9 protein-coding genes are annotated in these 14,130 nt (G+C 74.4%); all 9 read right to left on the minus strand.

Annotation, left to right across the window (positions count from 1 at the left end; genetic code table 11):
* Window positions 1–74: 74 nt before the first annotated feature.
* Window positions 75–1,493, minus strand: coding sequence for an amidase (locus JYK04_RS08230; RefSeq protein WP_189734412.1), 1,419 nt, complete (start codon window positions 1,491–1,493; stop codon window positions 75–77).
* A 103-nt stretch (window positions 1,494–1,596) separates the two neighbouring features.
* On the minus strand, window positions 1,597–2,253 hold the full coding sequence (locus JYK04_RS08235) for an AfsR/SARP family transcriptional regulator (RefSeq protein ID WP_189734414.1): 657 nt from the start codon (window positions 2,251–2,253) through the stop codon (window positions 1,597–1,599).
* Window positions 2,254–2,502: 249 nt separating this feature from the next.
* Entirely contained in the window at window positions 2,503–3,993 is a 1,491-nt protein-coding gene (locus JYK04_RS08240; protein WP_189734416.1) for a hypothetical protein, read from the minus strand.
* Window positions 3,994–3,995: 2 nt separating this feature from the next.
* Complete coding sequence (locus JYK04_RS08245) at window positions 3,996–5,450, minus strand: hypothetical protein (RefSeq protein WP_189734418.1); 1,455 nt, start codon at window positions 5,448–5,450, stop codon at window positions 3,996–3,998.
* Window positions 5,447–7,567, minus strand: coding sequence for an ATP-binding protein (locus JYK04_RS08250; RefSeq protein ID WP_189734420.1), 2,121 nt, complete (start codon window positions 7,565–7,567; stop codon window positions 5,447–5,449). The genes JYK04_RS08245 and JYK04_RS08250 overlap by 4 nt, the downstream gene beginning before the upstream one ends.
* Entirely contained in the window at window positions 7,560–9,263 is a 1,704-nt protein-coding gene (locus tag JYK04_RS08255; protein WP_189734437.1) for a hypothetical protein, read from the minus strand. Before JYK04_RS08255 ends, JYK04_RS08250 begins: the two co-directional genes overlap by 8 nt.
* On the minus strand, window positions 9,260–11,407 hold the full coding sequence (locus JYK04_RS08260; protein WP_189734439.1) for a phage tail protein: 2,148 nt from the start codon (window positions 11,405–11,407) through the stop codon (window positions 9,260–9,262). Before JYK04_RS08260 ends, JYK04_RS08255 begins: the two co-directional genes overlap by 4 nt.
* Window positions 11,407–13,623 (minus strand): putative baseplate assembly protein, encoded by a 2,217-nt coding sequence (locus JYK04_RS08265; RefSeq protein ID WP_189734441.1) that lies wholly within the window; start codon window positions 13,621–13,623, stop codon window positions 11,407–11,409. The genes JYK04_RS08260 and JYK04_RS08265 overlap by 1 nt, the downstream gene beginning before the upstream one ends.
* An 18-nt stretch (window positions 13,624–13,641) precedes the next feature.
* Window positions 13,642–14,100: a GPW/gp25 family protein gene (locus JYK04_RS08270; RefSeq protein WP_202186047.1), complete on the minus strand. Its 459-nt coding sequence runs from the start codon at window positions 14,098–14,100 to the stop codon at window positions 13,642–13,644.
* Window positions 14,101–14,130: the final 30 nt, after the last annotated feature.

A 14,130-nucleotide genomic window follows, 5' to 3' on the forward strand; every position in this document is an offset into this window, starting at 1 on the left:
GTCCGCACAGTCCCGGCCCGTTCGGTCGGGCCGGGACTGCGGTCACGGGTTGGGGGCGCGGCGAGCGGTCGTCGTCACAGGTCCTTGATACGCCGGAAGGGGCGGTCCGCCTCCAGCGCGAACGCGACCTCCAGCAGTTTCCGTTCACTGCCGGGGCGGCCGGAGACAATGACGCCGATGGGCAACCCCTCGTCCGTCGCGCTCGCGGCGGGCACCGAGATCGACGGTGTGCCCACGACGTTGTCGACCGGTGTGAACGCCACGTACGTGAGGATCCGTTCGATCAGCGTCGGGTAGGGAACGGCCGGGCTGAGGTGCCCGATCGGCGGCGTGGTGCGCGCGAGCACGGGCGAGAGCACGAGGTCGAGCCCGCGGAACGCCGCCGCGTACGCCTCCTTCGTACGCTGCAGCCTCCGCAGCACGCCCGGAGTGCGCTGCCAGTTCTTCAGGTACGTCTCGCGCAGCCCGCGGCTGAGGCCGTCGGTGCGGCGCCGGTCGAAGTCCGCGCCGAGGGTCCGGCCCGTGACGCCGAGGAGGAACGACAGCATCCCCCAGTACGTGAGGAAGTCGTCGGTGAAGCCGGCGTCGATGGCCGGCGCCACGGGCTCCACCGTGTGGCCCAGCCGCTCCAGCGTGGCCACTGTCTCCGTGACGGCCGCCCGGGTGGCGGGGTCGGAGTGGACGCCGTTCGGCGAATCCAGCAGGAACCCGATGCGCAACCGCCGCCCCGAGGGTCCTTCGACCAGGCCCAGGGGCGGCAGCTTCGGGTTGCGCCAGTACGTCTCGGCGGCGGCGAGGAACGCGGCGGTGTCCCGCACGGAACGGCTCACGATTCCGTCGGAGACGAGGTCAAGCGGCAGTTGACGGCTCTGGGCGTTCGCCACGACCCTGCCCCGGGTGGGCTTGAGACCGACGAGTCCGCAGCAGGCGGCGGGAATCCGGATCGAGCCACCGCCGTCGTTGGCGTGCGCGATCGGCACCGCCCCGGCGGCGACGAGCGCCGCGCTGCCGCCCGACGAACCGCCGGCCGAGTGGCCCGTGTGCCACGGGTTGCGCACGGGCTCGGCATCCTCGTACTCCGTGGTCGGGCTGAACCCGAACTCGGGCAGCCGTGTCTTGCCCAGCACCGTGACGCCGCTGCTCAGGAACTGCCGCGCGAACGGCGCGTGCCGGCGTGCGGCCCTCGGAGTGAAGGCCGCGCTGCCGTGGCCGGTGGGCAGTCCCAGGTAGTCGGTGTTGTCCTTGACGAAAGTCGGCACCCCTGCGAAGGCACCGCCCATCCGGGGGGTGGGGTGCGCGGGGACCTCGCCGTGCACCTGGACCGCGTTGAGCCGCGCCTCGACCGCCCGCACCCGTTCCGCCGCGTCCCGGGCGACCTCGGCGGCGCCGACCTCGCCCCGCCGGATCGCCGCGGCCAGACCGACGGCGTCATGCTCCCCCAGTGCGTCGTCCCGGAAAGCGTGCACCGTGGCCGGTTCCTCGAAAGCCGTCACCGCTACCTCATCACCCGGTCGTGTGGATGGTCGTCCGCCATCATCCCTTACTGCCGAGTAACACGTGAGGGGTCGGCCGACCCGTCTGCGCGGCCGCCGAGCCTCAGACCCCTCCGACCACCCGTTCTCGTGCGGGGCGGCGGTCGGACTCGCTGAACCGCTTCATCAATGCCCTCAGCTCGTGGCTCGGTCCCACCCCGAGTTCGCGCCGGGTCAAGCCGCGGTAGGCGTCGTAGCTGCGCAAGGCCTCCACCAGGTTCCCCTCCGCCAAGTGGGCTTCGATCAGGGCACGTTGGGCGCTCTCCCGCAGCGGTTCGGCACCGACCGCCACCAGGGCGGATTCGACGGCCTCGGCATGGCGGCCCACACGGGACAGCTGGCGACTCAGCGCCTCCAGGGCATGCAGCAGCCGCTGCCGGACGCGTTCGCGCTCCAGCAGCACCCAGTCGTCGTACCAGCCGGGCAGCAGGTCCAGCGCGTCGGTCCGCCACTTCAGGGCGCACAGGTCCTCGCTCCCGGCGGTACCGCTGATCAGCCGCCCCGCCCAGCCGTACAACACGTACAGATCGACCACCGTGTGCTCGCGCACCGAGAGCGAGCACTTGTCGGAGTCGAGCAGGTCGATTCCGGCCGCCTTGAGCCGCCACAGCGCCGACCGCAGGTTGCCGGCCGCCCGCAGATCGTCGCCGGACGGCCACAGCGTGCCCGCCGCCTGGCGGCGTTCGACGCGCCCGCCGTTGAGTGCGACGAAGGCGAGCAACCGTTTGCTGCCCTCCGGTACATCTAGCCCCCTCCCCCGGTGAACGACACGCGGCCCGCCGAGGAGGTGGAGGGTCGGCGCGTCCCCCTGCCCGGGAATCCGGACCGGCGACTCGAAGAACTGCGGATTCGGATGCACAGGCGGTCCTCCCGCTAGAAGCCCGGGGGGCCGATGCTATGCGCACAACGTCACCCGGTCATCACCGAGAGCGACCGACGGCAACCGAGGGGTCAGGCCTCCGGGATCTGCCTAGGGCCCGGATTCCGGCTCCGTCCGGAGCTCTCCGTCCTCCGCGCCCGCCCCGGCCTCTCCCTCCTGAGAGTGACGTGCGTCAAACCATGAGTCTTCTTCCTGTGGTTCACGACAACGCCGTTGTTCCCGCCGGACGAACGCGACCCAGTTGGTGGCGGGTTCCCCCCGCCCGTCGACGGGGACCAGCACGTCCACCGCCGCGCTCCCGTCCAGCCGGATGCGGTCACGGTGCTGGGCCTCCTGGACCGCTTGTGCGACATCGGCAAGCCCCACCGCGCAAAATCGCAGGTCCCGGCACGCCTCCAGCCAGATCCGTACCTGTTCGATCTGACCGCGGTCCGGTCCGCCGGTCGTGAGGGGCAGGTAGCCGGCGGGCGGCAGCTCCGCGATACCCATGCGGTCCAGGGGATACGGAATCGTCCGGGAGGCAGCGGGCTTGACCAGCTCGCCGGTGTCGATGTCCTGGGCGAGCTGGAACAGTTCGCGGCTGATCTCGTCCTTCGTGCGGCGGTGCAGGTACTTCGAGCCGCCGAGCCGGACCAACTGCTCCAGCAGCGGTGCCAGATCCGGTTCCGGCCGCTCGGGCGCCCCCACCAGTTCCGCCAACTGGGCCTGGAACTGGAGGATCTGGGCGACGAAGACGTCCCAGGGGCGCATGCCGAGGCGGGACTGCCACTGCCGGTACGGCGGAGCCTCGCCACGGTCCCGGCGGGCGGCCCAGACGTCCACCTCCCAGGTGTCGATCCCGTAGGGCTGCGGGATGAGCACGGCGAGCCGCACGGCCTGCGGCTTCCCCGAGATCCCGGGCGGAGCCCAGGACGAGGGCAGATCGGCGCTGCCGGTTCCGTACGGCCATGGGGAGTGCTCGGTGCGCTCGGCCGCGAAGAGGCGGGACGCGATCCAGTTGCGGCGGGACTCCGGGTCGCGCTTGCCGATGCCCCGCTCGGTGGCTTCCGTGAGCCTGATCCGCACGCCTTCCGCGGTGTAGGGGCGCCGGGTGGTGCCCGCGCCCGAGCAGGGATCGTCGCAGTAGGACCCCTGCACGGGCGCCTGGCCGTACTGCCAGGATTCGGGTACCGCTTCGACCCACCAGAAGGAGTCGGCGTCGTGTCGGAGACCGGACAGGGGCAGCGTCACCAGCCGCTCCGAACGCAGCGGACGGCCGTCCGTCGTGATGGCGAGGCCGGCGCCGACTCGCAGGACGCCGTCCTTCAGGGTGACCTCGTAGCCCTCGACCACCCCGGGGCCGCCCGCCGCCGCGACGGCCAGGGCGAGTTCGCGCGCGTAGTCCTGGATCCGGTTCAGATGTTCGGCGCGCAGGAACAGCCCGTCGAAGGCGTTGAGCCGGTCGATGCCGCCGCCCGCAGTCGCGGGTGTTCCGTCGGAGCCCGGCCCGGGCGGTCCCGGCGCAGGACCGGAGGGGGGCGGCGCAGGCGGCGTCACCGGTCCCGCGCCGTGGCCCGCGGCCTCGGCGGTTCCTTCGGTCATCGTCATTCCTCGGTCCTCCCAGCGGCCGTTTCGCGCGGCATGTCAGTGGTGACGACGGCGTCGTGGCCTTCGTGGCGCGTGCCGGGCGGACCGCCGACGACGCCTGCGAACGGCACGTGGTGGGGGGCCGCTCCGTAGAGCGGCTTGGGGCCGGTGCCGCGGATACGGATCCGTACCGTCTCGTACGCGGGCCGCTGGTCCAGGTCCACCCACACCTGGCGCCGGTCCGGGGACAGCCCGATCGCGGCGACCTCGTCGGTCGCCCAGCCCCGCCCGTGCCGGGACAGCGAAGTGATCTCCACGCCCTCGGGCTCCGCGGAGCCCTCGGCGAGGGGCACGGTGACGTCGAATGTCAGGCGGGTGTTCTCACGTCCCCATTTCAGCGTCCCGGGGATCAGGCGCGGGCCGCCCGCGTCCTCCACGGTCTCGGAGCCGAGCACTCCGGGCGCGAGCCCGCACACCATCTCCTGGATGGTGGTGGTCGGCAGGATCACGTCGCGGACGGCCGGCTCCACCTTCACCTCGCCGATCCGCACGCACTCGTCGTACTCCGCGAGTTCGACGGTCAACCGCGCCAGCACGACCGCGGCATGATCCTCCGTCACCGGCGCCCAGGGCGGGCACACATCACCTTCTGCATGCTCCGGGGCCTGCTCGGTGGCGTCCTCCGCGGCCAGCCGCCGGAAGGCCTTGAGCAGTTCACGTGCCCGCAGGTGCGCCGGGGCGTGAGCCACTTCGTGCGCCGCGCGCAGCGCCTCCTGGCCGGCGGGGTCCGAGGGTGCGGCCTCGTCGAGGCCCAACAGCACCCGTACCCGGTGGTAGGGACGCCAGTGGCCGGGCTCGGAGGCCCGGATCGTGATCCGCGCCGTTTCGACGATCCGGGAGAAGTCATCGTGCCGGCGGGTGACGTCGCAGGGGTCGGCCAGTGCGGGCACCGGCCGGTCGGGGCAGGAGGCGAATTCGGCGTAGACCCAGGCCGTCACCGTCCGGTGCCCGGGCGGGCAGGGCCCGTGGTCGCCGTCCTGTCCCGCTTCCTCCTCCTCGCCCTCCGAAGGGTGCCGTTCGAGCCAGGAGGCCGCCCATTCCGTCAGGGACACGCACCACGACGATTCCAGACTGAGCTCCCGGCCGAGTCCGTCCACGGCGAGGCCGGGCACCACCGTCAGTTCGTCTCCGTCCCGCCGGACACCGAGCCCCCACACCACACCCGGGCCGTGCAGCCACGCGTTGTGCAGCATGAGCTTGCCGCGCGGGTTGCCCATCAGTACGCGGAAGTCGTCCTCGCCGAGGAGCATCCCGAAGGCCACGCGCAGCGCGAGGAACGGGTTGACCGGCAACTCGCCGCCGGCGCACGGCCCGGGGGCGCAGGGTCCCGGGCCGTGTGAGGTGTCGGGCAGGTCCGGGGCGGACGCGCCGCCGCAGCCGCACGGGGTGCTGCCGGTGCCGAGCGCCGTCATGATCTCTCCTTCTGAGTGGGCCTGTCGGTCGCCATGTCTGGAGCGGGCGCGCTGATCTGCGCCACGGCGAGCGCCCGCGCGGCCCGCCGGTCGCCCGTCGCGCTCTGCCCGGGCGGGCTGCCGGGGAACGGCCGGCCCGCCTTCCCGTACTCGCGCCGCATCGCGTCGACGAGATGGTTCTGGCGGACCTGGCGGACCGTCGCCCCGTCGTCGGCCGCGCGGAAGGCGGCCCCGATCGCGGCGTTGCGGATCCATCCACCGGGCACCGGATAGCACTGTGCCAGCGCTTCGAGGTCGACGTCCGAGTGCAACAGGGCTGCCGGGAGGTGGAGTTGCCACATCCGGTGGCGTCCGATGTCGTCGGGGAGCGGGAACTCGACCACGAAGTCCATCCGGCGGATGAAGGCCTCGTCGATGTTCTGGCGGAGGTTGGTCGTGAGTACGGCCAGCCCGTCGAACCGGTCCAGCCGCTGCAGGAGATAGGCGGTCTCCATGTTCGCGAAGCGGTCGTTGGCCTCGGAGATCTCGGTTCTGGTGCCGAACAGCGCGTCGGCCTCGTCGAGCAGGAACACCGCCTGGGTGCGCTCGGCCACTTCGAAGCACGCCGCCAGGTTCTTCTCCGTCTCTCCGATGTACTTGGAGACCAGTTCGGAAGCGTCGACGATCAGCAGGTCCCGCTCTGCCGCGGTCGCCAGCACCTCGGCGGCCAGCGACTTCCCGGTACCGGGCGGCCCCGTGAGCAGGAGGCGTACGCCGCGGTTGGCGCGGGCCGCCTCCCTCAGCTGCCAGCGGTCCAGCACGAGGGCCTGGTGTTTCAGCCTCGCGACGGCATCACGCAGTTGTCCGTCCGCCTCCTCGGCCAGGACGAGCCGGGGCCACTCGGCGCATGGACTGACCAGTTCCACCCCCGGGGGCAGCAGCGTGCCCGCGCGGGCCCGGATGGCGGCGGAGACGTCCACGACCTGCGTCGTGTCCTCGCCCCCGGCGTCGGGGGCGAGTCCGGCGCGGCCCCGCATGTCGAGGGCCACCTGCGCGGTGAGTGCCGGGTCGAGCGGATGGCGGGCGGCCAGTTCGGGTGCGTGCTCCCAGGCGTCGGGGAGCGCCGCACGCCAGGCCGCACGGCGGTCCGCGGACTCGATCGGCCCCAGGGGCACGGCCAGTACGGGCCGCTGCGGCCCGGGGCGTACGGCACCGGGAGCGGCGCACACCAGCAGCGGGCCCCGCACCCTGGTCACGGCCGGGGTGAGCGGTCCGGAGCCGCCAGGCTGCGGTACGGCGACCAGCAGCGGCACGGCGTCGCGGACGGCGGCGTGCAGTCCCAGCAGTCTCATGGCCTCGGGGTCGTCGGGCCGGGCACGGGCCGCGACGAGGTCGAGTCCGGCGGCACCGGCGAGCGCCGCGCACCGGCTCAGCGCGACGGTCTCGTCCCGTGCCGTGACCAGGAGGACGCGGGGTTCGCTCGAACGGAGAGCGGCGACGGCTCGTACCACCTCGGGGAGTCCGAGCCATCCGTCGAGCCCGGCGACCTGCGGTCCGGGGTCCACCTCTTGGAGTGAGGACGGCCAGGCGCGATGGCCGTGCAGGGCCTCCCAGAGCTGGTCGGCGAGGATGAGGGAGCGTTCGTGGAAGGGGCCGTCCCCCTCCAGGGTGAGCACTCCCCCGCGTACGACCGCGCCCTCGTGGAGCAGTCGGCGCAGGGCCACCCGGTCCGCAGGGCGGCCGTGTACCCCCGCGTGCTGCGCGGCCCTGCGGGCGGCGCGGTCGACGAGGAGGGAGGCCAAGCCCACGCTGGGGTGCGGCTCGCCGCCCGGGTGCATGGTGCGGAAGGTCCCGGCCAGGCCCTCGTGTTCCTCGGGCAGTCCGGCGAGGAGGACGAGTTCGGCCTCCAGCGGGCCGATCCCCAGCCGGTGCACGAGCCGGTCGAAGGGCGTGCCGGTCAAGGGCCCGGCGCCACGGATCTGTTCGGCGCGGCCCATCGCGCCATCGGCCCAGTCACGGAGGAAGGCCGAGGATTCGCCGCCGGCTTCCTCGCTGCAGGTGGTTTCCAGGAGTTCGGCCACGCGGAGGGCGACGACAGCGGCCCGCGCGGACAGATCATGGCTGATGCGGTCAGGCATAGACGTACCTCACGACCGCGCCGAGCCAGGGCACCCAGCCCGGGTCGAGGTCCAGCCCGGCGCGGCGGACGGCGAGATCGGTGTCGGCGACGGCCAGGTGCGCCTCGATCCAGCCGGGTTCCGCGGTGATGCGTCCGGACCGGCGGGCGACCGCGGCCACGGCCCCCTCGGGATCGTCCGGCCCGCCGTCGTGCAGTCGTACCGCGGTCGCCCGCGCCCAGTCGGCGGCGAGTGCGTGGACACAGGCGTGTTCCTCCGGTGTCGGTTCCGGTGCCCCGAGTACGAGGGCTGCCCGGGCCGGGCCGAGGCCGGCCAGGGCGAGGAGCGCCGCGTCGTCGACCGCGATGCCGGGTACGAGGGCTCGTCCGGCCGCGTGCAGCACCCAGGGCAGTGGCCTCGCGGCCAGGGCGGGTTCGTCCAGGGCCCGTTCGGGGAGTCCGGCCTCGGCGGCCGTCGCGATGAGGAACAGCAGACCGGCCCAGCCGGTGGCGGTCCCGCCGAGCGGATCGGGGCCGGGTGCCCGCTCCGGGGGCTGACCCCCGGCGGCCGCCCGTACGGTCGAACGCGCGCCGGAGGCGTCGGCCGCCCGGCCCGGGTGCCCACGGCGCGGCCCTTCGGCGGGCCCGGTACGACCCTCGCCGGCGCGGGGCTTCGGGAGCGCCTGCGCCCCGTCCCGGGGGGCCGCGGGCGGGAGTGGCGGCGCAGGCCGGTCCGTCAGGTCGGCGCCGGCCCCGGCGGGCGGGGCCGAGAGCCGGGCCCGGTCCTGCTTCCGGGCCCGGGTATCGCCTTCTGCAGGGACCGGCGGCGGCAGCGGCAGCTGTCGCGGTACGGGCCTCGCGGTCCCGTCCTGCCTCTCGGGGGCACTCGTCAGCGCTCGCAGAGCGTCGGCGAGCAGCAGGGGCAGCCCGGGGCGCGGGGGCCGGTACAGGGCGGCGGGGTCGGTTTCCGCCACGAGCAGGACCGCCCAGGCGGCAAGGGTGTCCTCGGCCGGCCGCAGCCTGGTCTCGCGGACCAGGGAGGCGAGGCGCGATCCGGCCGGCAGGGCGGCGGCGAGGGTGCGGGTGCTCCGGTGCACCACCGGTTCGGGAGCCGGTCCCGGTCGCGGCTCGGACCACTGCGGCACGGCGAGGGCTGCGGCCAGCCGCTGCCAGCCCGCCCGGCCCAGTGCCCGGTCCAGCGGGGCCAGTCCGCACGCGTCGGCGGCGCGCAGCAGCGCCGCGGCGGCCTGCTCGGGGTGCCGGCCGAGCGCCGTGAGGATCGCCGCGCCGGGCGACGCGTCGGGCGACGGGTCACCGGGGCGCAGGATCCCCGTCTGCCGCCAGGCCCACAGCCGTTCGGTCCGCCCGTTCGCGAGGCCGGTGACCGCGTCGGCGAGCAGTTCCACGTCGTGGCGGTAGTGCACGACGGCGCCGGTCCCCTCCCGTACGGCCCGTTCGATCGCGGCGGCCACGGCTTGGGACCAGTCCTGCGCGAGCGCGAGGTCGGGGCGGGTGAGATCGAGGGGCAGGGTCAGGTCGAGGCGGGACAGGCACCAGCGTCCGGGCGGCAGCCGAAGTCCGCGCAGGGCCGCTTCGAGCCGTCCTCCGACCACGTGACGGAGCGGTCCGCGCAGCCGGTCCTCGGCGGGCGGCGCTTCCTCGGCGGGGTGGCGCAGGGTGGCCGAGAGCCGGTCGATGACGAGGGCGGGGCCGCTCATCCGACCCTCACCGCCCCGGCGATGGAGGTCTCGCCGACGCGGGCTCCGGCGGCGGGTACGCCCACGATGCCGTCCGTGCCCACCCGGGCGCTGCCGACCACTGCGGGCGCCCATCCGGCACCGGGGCCGACCACGGAGGTGAGGCCGAGGTGCAGGGTGCGGCCGATCCTCATCCCCGCGCCCAGGGGGCAGATGCCCACGAGGGTGTGCGCGGGCTTGTGGCTCTCGACGATGGCGCGGACGACGTCGAGCTGCTCGGTGCTCGGATCGGCTGGGATCAGCACGGTGAACCGGTGGGCGGTCGCGGTGTAGCCGTCCTCCCCGGGCCGGGTGCCGCCGACGGTGAAGCGGCCGAGCGCCCCGGCCGTGCCCGCCCCGCCGCCCACTGCGGGTGCGGGAGGCCCGCCCGGCTCCGTGCCGAGTACCGCGCCGCCCAGCCCGCGCAGCCGCCAGTTCTCCACCACGCTGACCGGCAGCGGGAGATAGAGCCTGAGGATGCGTTCCAGGCAGGCCACGGTGCCGCGGATGCGGAACAGGTCGTACGCCTGGGCGATCAGGGCTCGCCGGGCCGGCACCGGCCAGCGCCGGTCGACGGCCAGCCCGACCAGGCCCGCCAGCCAGCCGAGGGCCTCCTGCGGGGTTGCCGTCGGATCCAGGAGCAGGGTGCGCAGGGCGGCGCGCCCGTCCAGCTCGTGCAGGAGGCCTTCGGCGGGGGCCAGGAAGCGCTGCAGGAACGCCGCGTCGCTCTCGTCCCGGCTCCAGGACCTGGGTAGTTGGGCGGGCAGCCGGTGTCCGGAGCGTTCCACGCGCAGGGCCCGGACGCGGGGGGTGAGCCGCCGGGTGCCGGTGAGGCGGAGCACGATCCACAGATACCGGCCGGGTGGCGCCTGTACGGGAGCCTCGTACGTCTCGAAGCTGTCGTCGGGGGCGATCTGGGCCCAAGGCCATTCCCGACCGGTGGGGCGCCTGAAGAGCGGGGCGGAGGGCTGGAGCCGGGCGGCGAGCTGGGCACGGGAGGGGAGCGGCGGGGTGCGGTCCGGATGCCGGACGGCGCGTCCGCCCTGGGTGGGGGGCGACCAGGGCAGCGGGTCGGGGACCGTGTCCTCGTCGCTGGACAGGCAGCTGACGCGCACCTCGGTGCCGGGCGGGATGCAGGCGTCGAGGAACATGCGTCCCCAGCGGGTGCGGTACACCTCCGCGTCCAGCCGGTAGCAGATGACGCTGCCGGCCTGCGTGTAGCGGGCGGCCGGCCCGGCGGTGTGGCCGATCCCCGCGGGGGTGGTGAACGCGATCCGCCCGTCGGGCCCGATGGTCATGGCGCCGCCGTCGAAGCCGGGTGCCCGCAGCGGTTCGATCTCGGACCAGGAGGTCCCGTCCGGCCTGAACCGGCGGAAGGGGTGCCCCGGGGCGCGGGCCACGACCAGGGTGCCGTCGTCCGCCAGATCCAGGTCCACCGCGCCGGGCGCCACCAGCGCTCGGGTGCCGTCGGTACGGGCGATGACCGCCCCGGTGCCCGGTGGTCCCGTCCAGAGCACGTGGAGATGCCCGGCGTGACCCGCGATCCGGGTGGGGCGCAGCCCTTCGGCACCCGGCGGACGGCGCAGCGCCGGCCCGCGCCGCGGGCTGCGGCGGCCTTGGAGGACGACGATTCCGGCGGGCCGGGTGAGCAGGGCGGCCACGCCGCCGCAGTGGGCGGTGAGGTCGAGGGGCCGCCGGTGCGGGTGGGTGGTGTCGCGGACGGGGACGCGGCGCAGCAGCCGCTCGCCCCACAGGTCCACGACGTGTACGGCGCCGGCGCCGGATTCGGCGATGTAGAGGCGCTGCGCGCTGTCCACGGCGAGGCCGCGCGGTACGCACAGGGCGCCGGGCCGGTGCGGGGCGCCGGGGGTGGATGCCGGTGCGGCGCCCGAGGTGACCTCGACGCGTCCGGCGCGCGGGTGGGAGCGGTAGGCGCGGCCCCAGCGGTCGAAGGCGAGCCCTGCGGGCCCGTGGCCGGCGGGCCCGCCCGGGCCCGGTTCCGGATCGGGCTCCGGTTCCCAGGCGAGTCCGATCCCGCCCTCGTCGAGCAGGGCGGTGGAATCGTGGCGGCAGCGGGCCCACTGGTCTGGATGTGCCAGCACGCTGAGGGTGCGGTCCCCGTACATCAGCACACCTCCGGAGGCAGCGGTACGACGACGGGGTCGCCGGGAGGTGGGGTCGGCGTCCCGTATCCGGCCCCGACGGGCAGCGGGCTACCGGTGACGACGGTGATCTCGGCGAGCCGGGGCACTTCCCACGGCCGCAGCGGTACGAGGGGCAACGGCGTCCACACCCCGCCGCCGGAAGCGCCGCCGGTGGCGCCGTCGCTGCGCCGGGCCAGCAGCAACTCGTCCTCGATGTACTCCAGTCCCTCCACCTGCACGGCGACGGCCTCCAGTTCGGCGCGGCGCACCGCCTTGCCGAGCGGCCAGCCCCCGCCCTCGGGCCCGTACGGCGGCAGCGGCGCGAGGTACTGGCGCAGAATCAGCTCGACCCAGCGGCGAACCGCGTCGGGTTGGTTGCCCTCCCGGGTCCGGACGCCCACCGACACGGCGATGTCCACGTAGGTGGGCGGGATGACGTACAGCTCGGTGGTGACCAGGCGCCGCGGGTTGAGGTGCGCGGCCACTTGGCGCAGCAGGGCGAGGTCGGGCAGTGGGGCGCCCGGGTCACGGAGGTCCTCGGTGGGGAAGACGAGCACGCTGACGACTCCGGCCGCGGGCTGGGTGGGCGTGTCGGGATGCAGCAGGGGAAGGGTCTCGGCGCGCCGTACACCGGGGACTTCGAGGGTGAGTGCCCGGAAGTCGTCGGCGGTGACGGCCCGGTCGCGCCGGTGCACCTCGGCGGGCAGCGTGTCCAGTGCGTCGGCCAGGGAGGCGGCGTCCGCGCCGCCGGTCGCGGGGAGCGGATTCCTGACCTTGGCGGCTGCGACGCCGGTCAGTGAGCCGATCGCGCCGGCCGCTACGTTCCCGGCCGAGCCGCCGCCGTACCGGTACGACAGGACCCGGATGCGCTCGCCGATCTGGGGCAGCCGACAGCGCGTACCGAAGCGCACCAGTCCGGCTTCGGCGTCCAGGACGTAGTGGCGGTCGAAGGGGCCGCTGGAGGCGAAGTCCTCGGCCTCGGTCCAGGGGCGCCAGCCGTCGGCCTCCTCCACTTCGAGCCGTACGCTGCCCGCGATGACGGGGCGCTGGGTGAGGCGGAAGGCCTGTCCGGCGTCGGCCGTGCCGATACCGAGGAGTTCGGCTGTGGCGGTGCGGGACTGCACCGCGCCGACGGCGTTGACGCCGACCCAGCGGATGCGGTGGATGGCGTCGTTCTCGCCGGCGGGGCGGCGTACGCGCAGCCAGCCCAGGACTCGGGCGGCGAGCTTCTCGTCGTCCAGCGGGGGCGGGCTGTCCAGCCCGCCGGGGCCGCTCTGCCCTCGGGGGTGGGTGGGGAAGTCGCCGGGCAGGCCGACGCTGACCACACCGGTCGTGGTCAGTCCGCGGGTGGTGTCGCCGAGGACGGCGAGAGGGGTGAACGCGGCGGCGTCGCCGGGTCCGTTCCACAGCTCCCACAGGGTGGCGGGCGGGGCGGTCGCCAGGTCGTCCGCGCGCAGCCGGGTGGGGTCGTGGGGATCCCTGGCCACGAGGTCGAAGGGGCGGCGCAGTTCCTCGTCGAGCACCACTCCGACGAACAGCGTCTGATCGCGCAGCTGTTGCGGGTCGGTGCTGTTCTTGCCGAGGAGGGCGATCCACAGGCACCGGTCGATGGTCGTGCCGACGTCGAGGGGCGGATCGTCCGTGAGCGGATCGGCGGGGACGCCCGTGGTGACGTAGAAGGAGACGGGCGCCCCGGCCCGGGCGCGGCCGAGCTCGGCGGCCGGGAGCGCCTCGACGGCGTTCTGCCGCCGCCGGTTCTCCGCGGCGGCGCGCGCGGGGTCGCCGGTGGACGGTACGGGAGCGGCGGTCTTTCCGACGGCGAGGGATTCCAGGGGCCAGGCGGCCACCTCGTTGTCGGTCTCGAAGACGACGGCGCCGGCCCGGGCCTCGGCGCCCCGCAGTACCTGGACGCCTTCGGGGCGCTCGGTCTCCAGGGCGAGCAGGGTACGGGCGGTCGTCGCCGGGCGCGGACGCACGCCCAGCAGCCGCAGAAAGGCCACCTTGGTGGTGTCGGGGATCTGGTTGAAGCGGAAGAGCAGCGACTCGCCCAGGTGCGCGAACAGTTCGAGCAGGGCGATGCCCGGGTCGCTCGCGTTGTGGTCCGTCCACTCGGGGGCGTAGACCGGGATCCGCTTGACCAGCTCGTCCCTGAGCTGTTCGAAGGTGCGGTCGTCGAGGATGGGGCCGATCAGGGGCATACCGTCATCACCCGGCCGCTACCGCAGGTAGAAGGGGTAGACGAGGTTGTCCGGCCGCAGGTCGACCAGCCGTGCGTACGCGATGTCGATCCATACCATGGTCGGCTCCTCCCCCGGTGTCACGGCGACCTCGGTGACCCTGATCCGCGGCTCCCAGCGGGTGAGCGCCTCGCTGATCTCCTCGCTGAGCGCGGTGCGGGTGGCGGTGGTGTTGGGCGCCATGAGGTAGCGGCGCAGCCCGCAGCCGAAGGTGGGCCGCATCACGCGCTCCCCGGGCTCGGTGTCGAGGATCGTCTCGATCGACTGCCGGATCAGGGCCTCGCCGCTCGCCCAGCCCAGCCCGCCCGCGTACCCGCCACCGGCCCCCTGCGGCCGGATCGGAAACCGGACCCCGGTCCCGAGCCAGGCCTCCGCCGCTGTCGGGGCTCTTCCGCCCGCGCCGCCGGCGGCTGATGTCAGAGCGTCAAATGCTGCCATGCCGCTCATGGTCCGGGCCGACCGTCACCG

It is taken from the genome of Streptomyces nojiriensis (assembly GCF_017639205.1).
In the GTDB taxonomy this organism is placed as follows: domain Bacteria; phylum Actinomycetota; class Actinomycetes; order Streptomycetales; family Streptomycetaceae; genus Streptomyces; species Streptomyces nojiriensis.

Excerpts from the sequence above, each read along its gene's own strand:
- JYK04_RS08240 (WP_189734416.1), bottom strand. The coding sequence starts at position 3,993 with ATGACCGAAGGAACCGCCGAGGCCGCGGGCCACGGCGCGGGACCGGTG.
- JYK04_RS08245 (WP_189734418.1), bottom strand. The coding sequence starts at position 5,450 with ATGACGGCGCTCGGCACCGGCAGCACCCCGTGCGGCTGCGGCGGCGCG.
- JYK04_RS08250 (WP_189734420.1), bottom strand. The coding sequence starts at position 7,567 with ATGCCTGACCGCATCAGCCATGATCTGTCCGCGCGGGCCGCTGTCGTC.
- JYK04_RS08255 (WP_189734437.1), bottom strand. The coding sequence starts at position 9,263 with ATGAGCGGCCCCGCCCTCGTCATCGACCGGCTCTCGGCCACCCTGCGC.
- JYK04_RS08260 (WP_189734439.1), bottom strand. The coding sequence starts at position 11,407 with ATGTACGGGGACCGCACCCTCAGCGTGCTGGCACATCCAGACCAGTGG.
- JYK04_RS08265 (WP_189734441.1), bottom strand. The coding sequence starts at position 13,623 with ATGCCCCTGATCGGCCCCATCCTCGACGACCGCACCTTCGAACAGCTC.
- JYK04_RS08270 (WP_202186047.1), bottom strand. The coding sequence starts at position 14,100 with ATGGCAGCATTTGACGCTCTGACATCAGCCGCCGGCGGCGCGGGCGGA.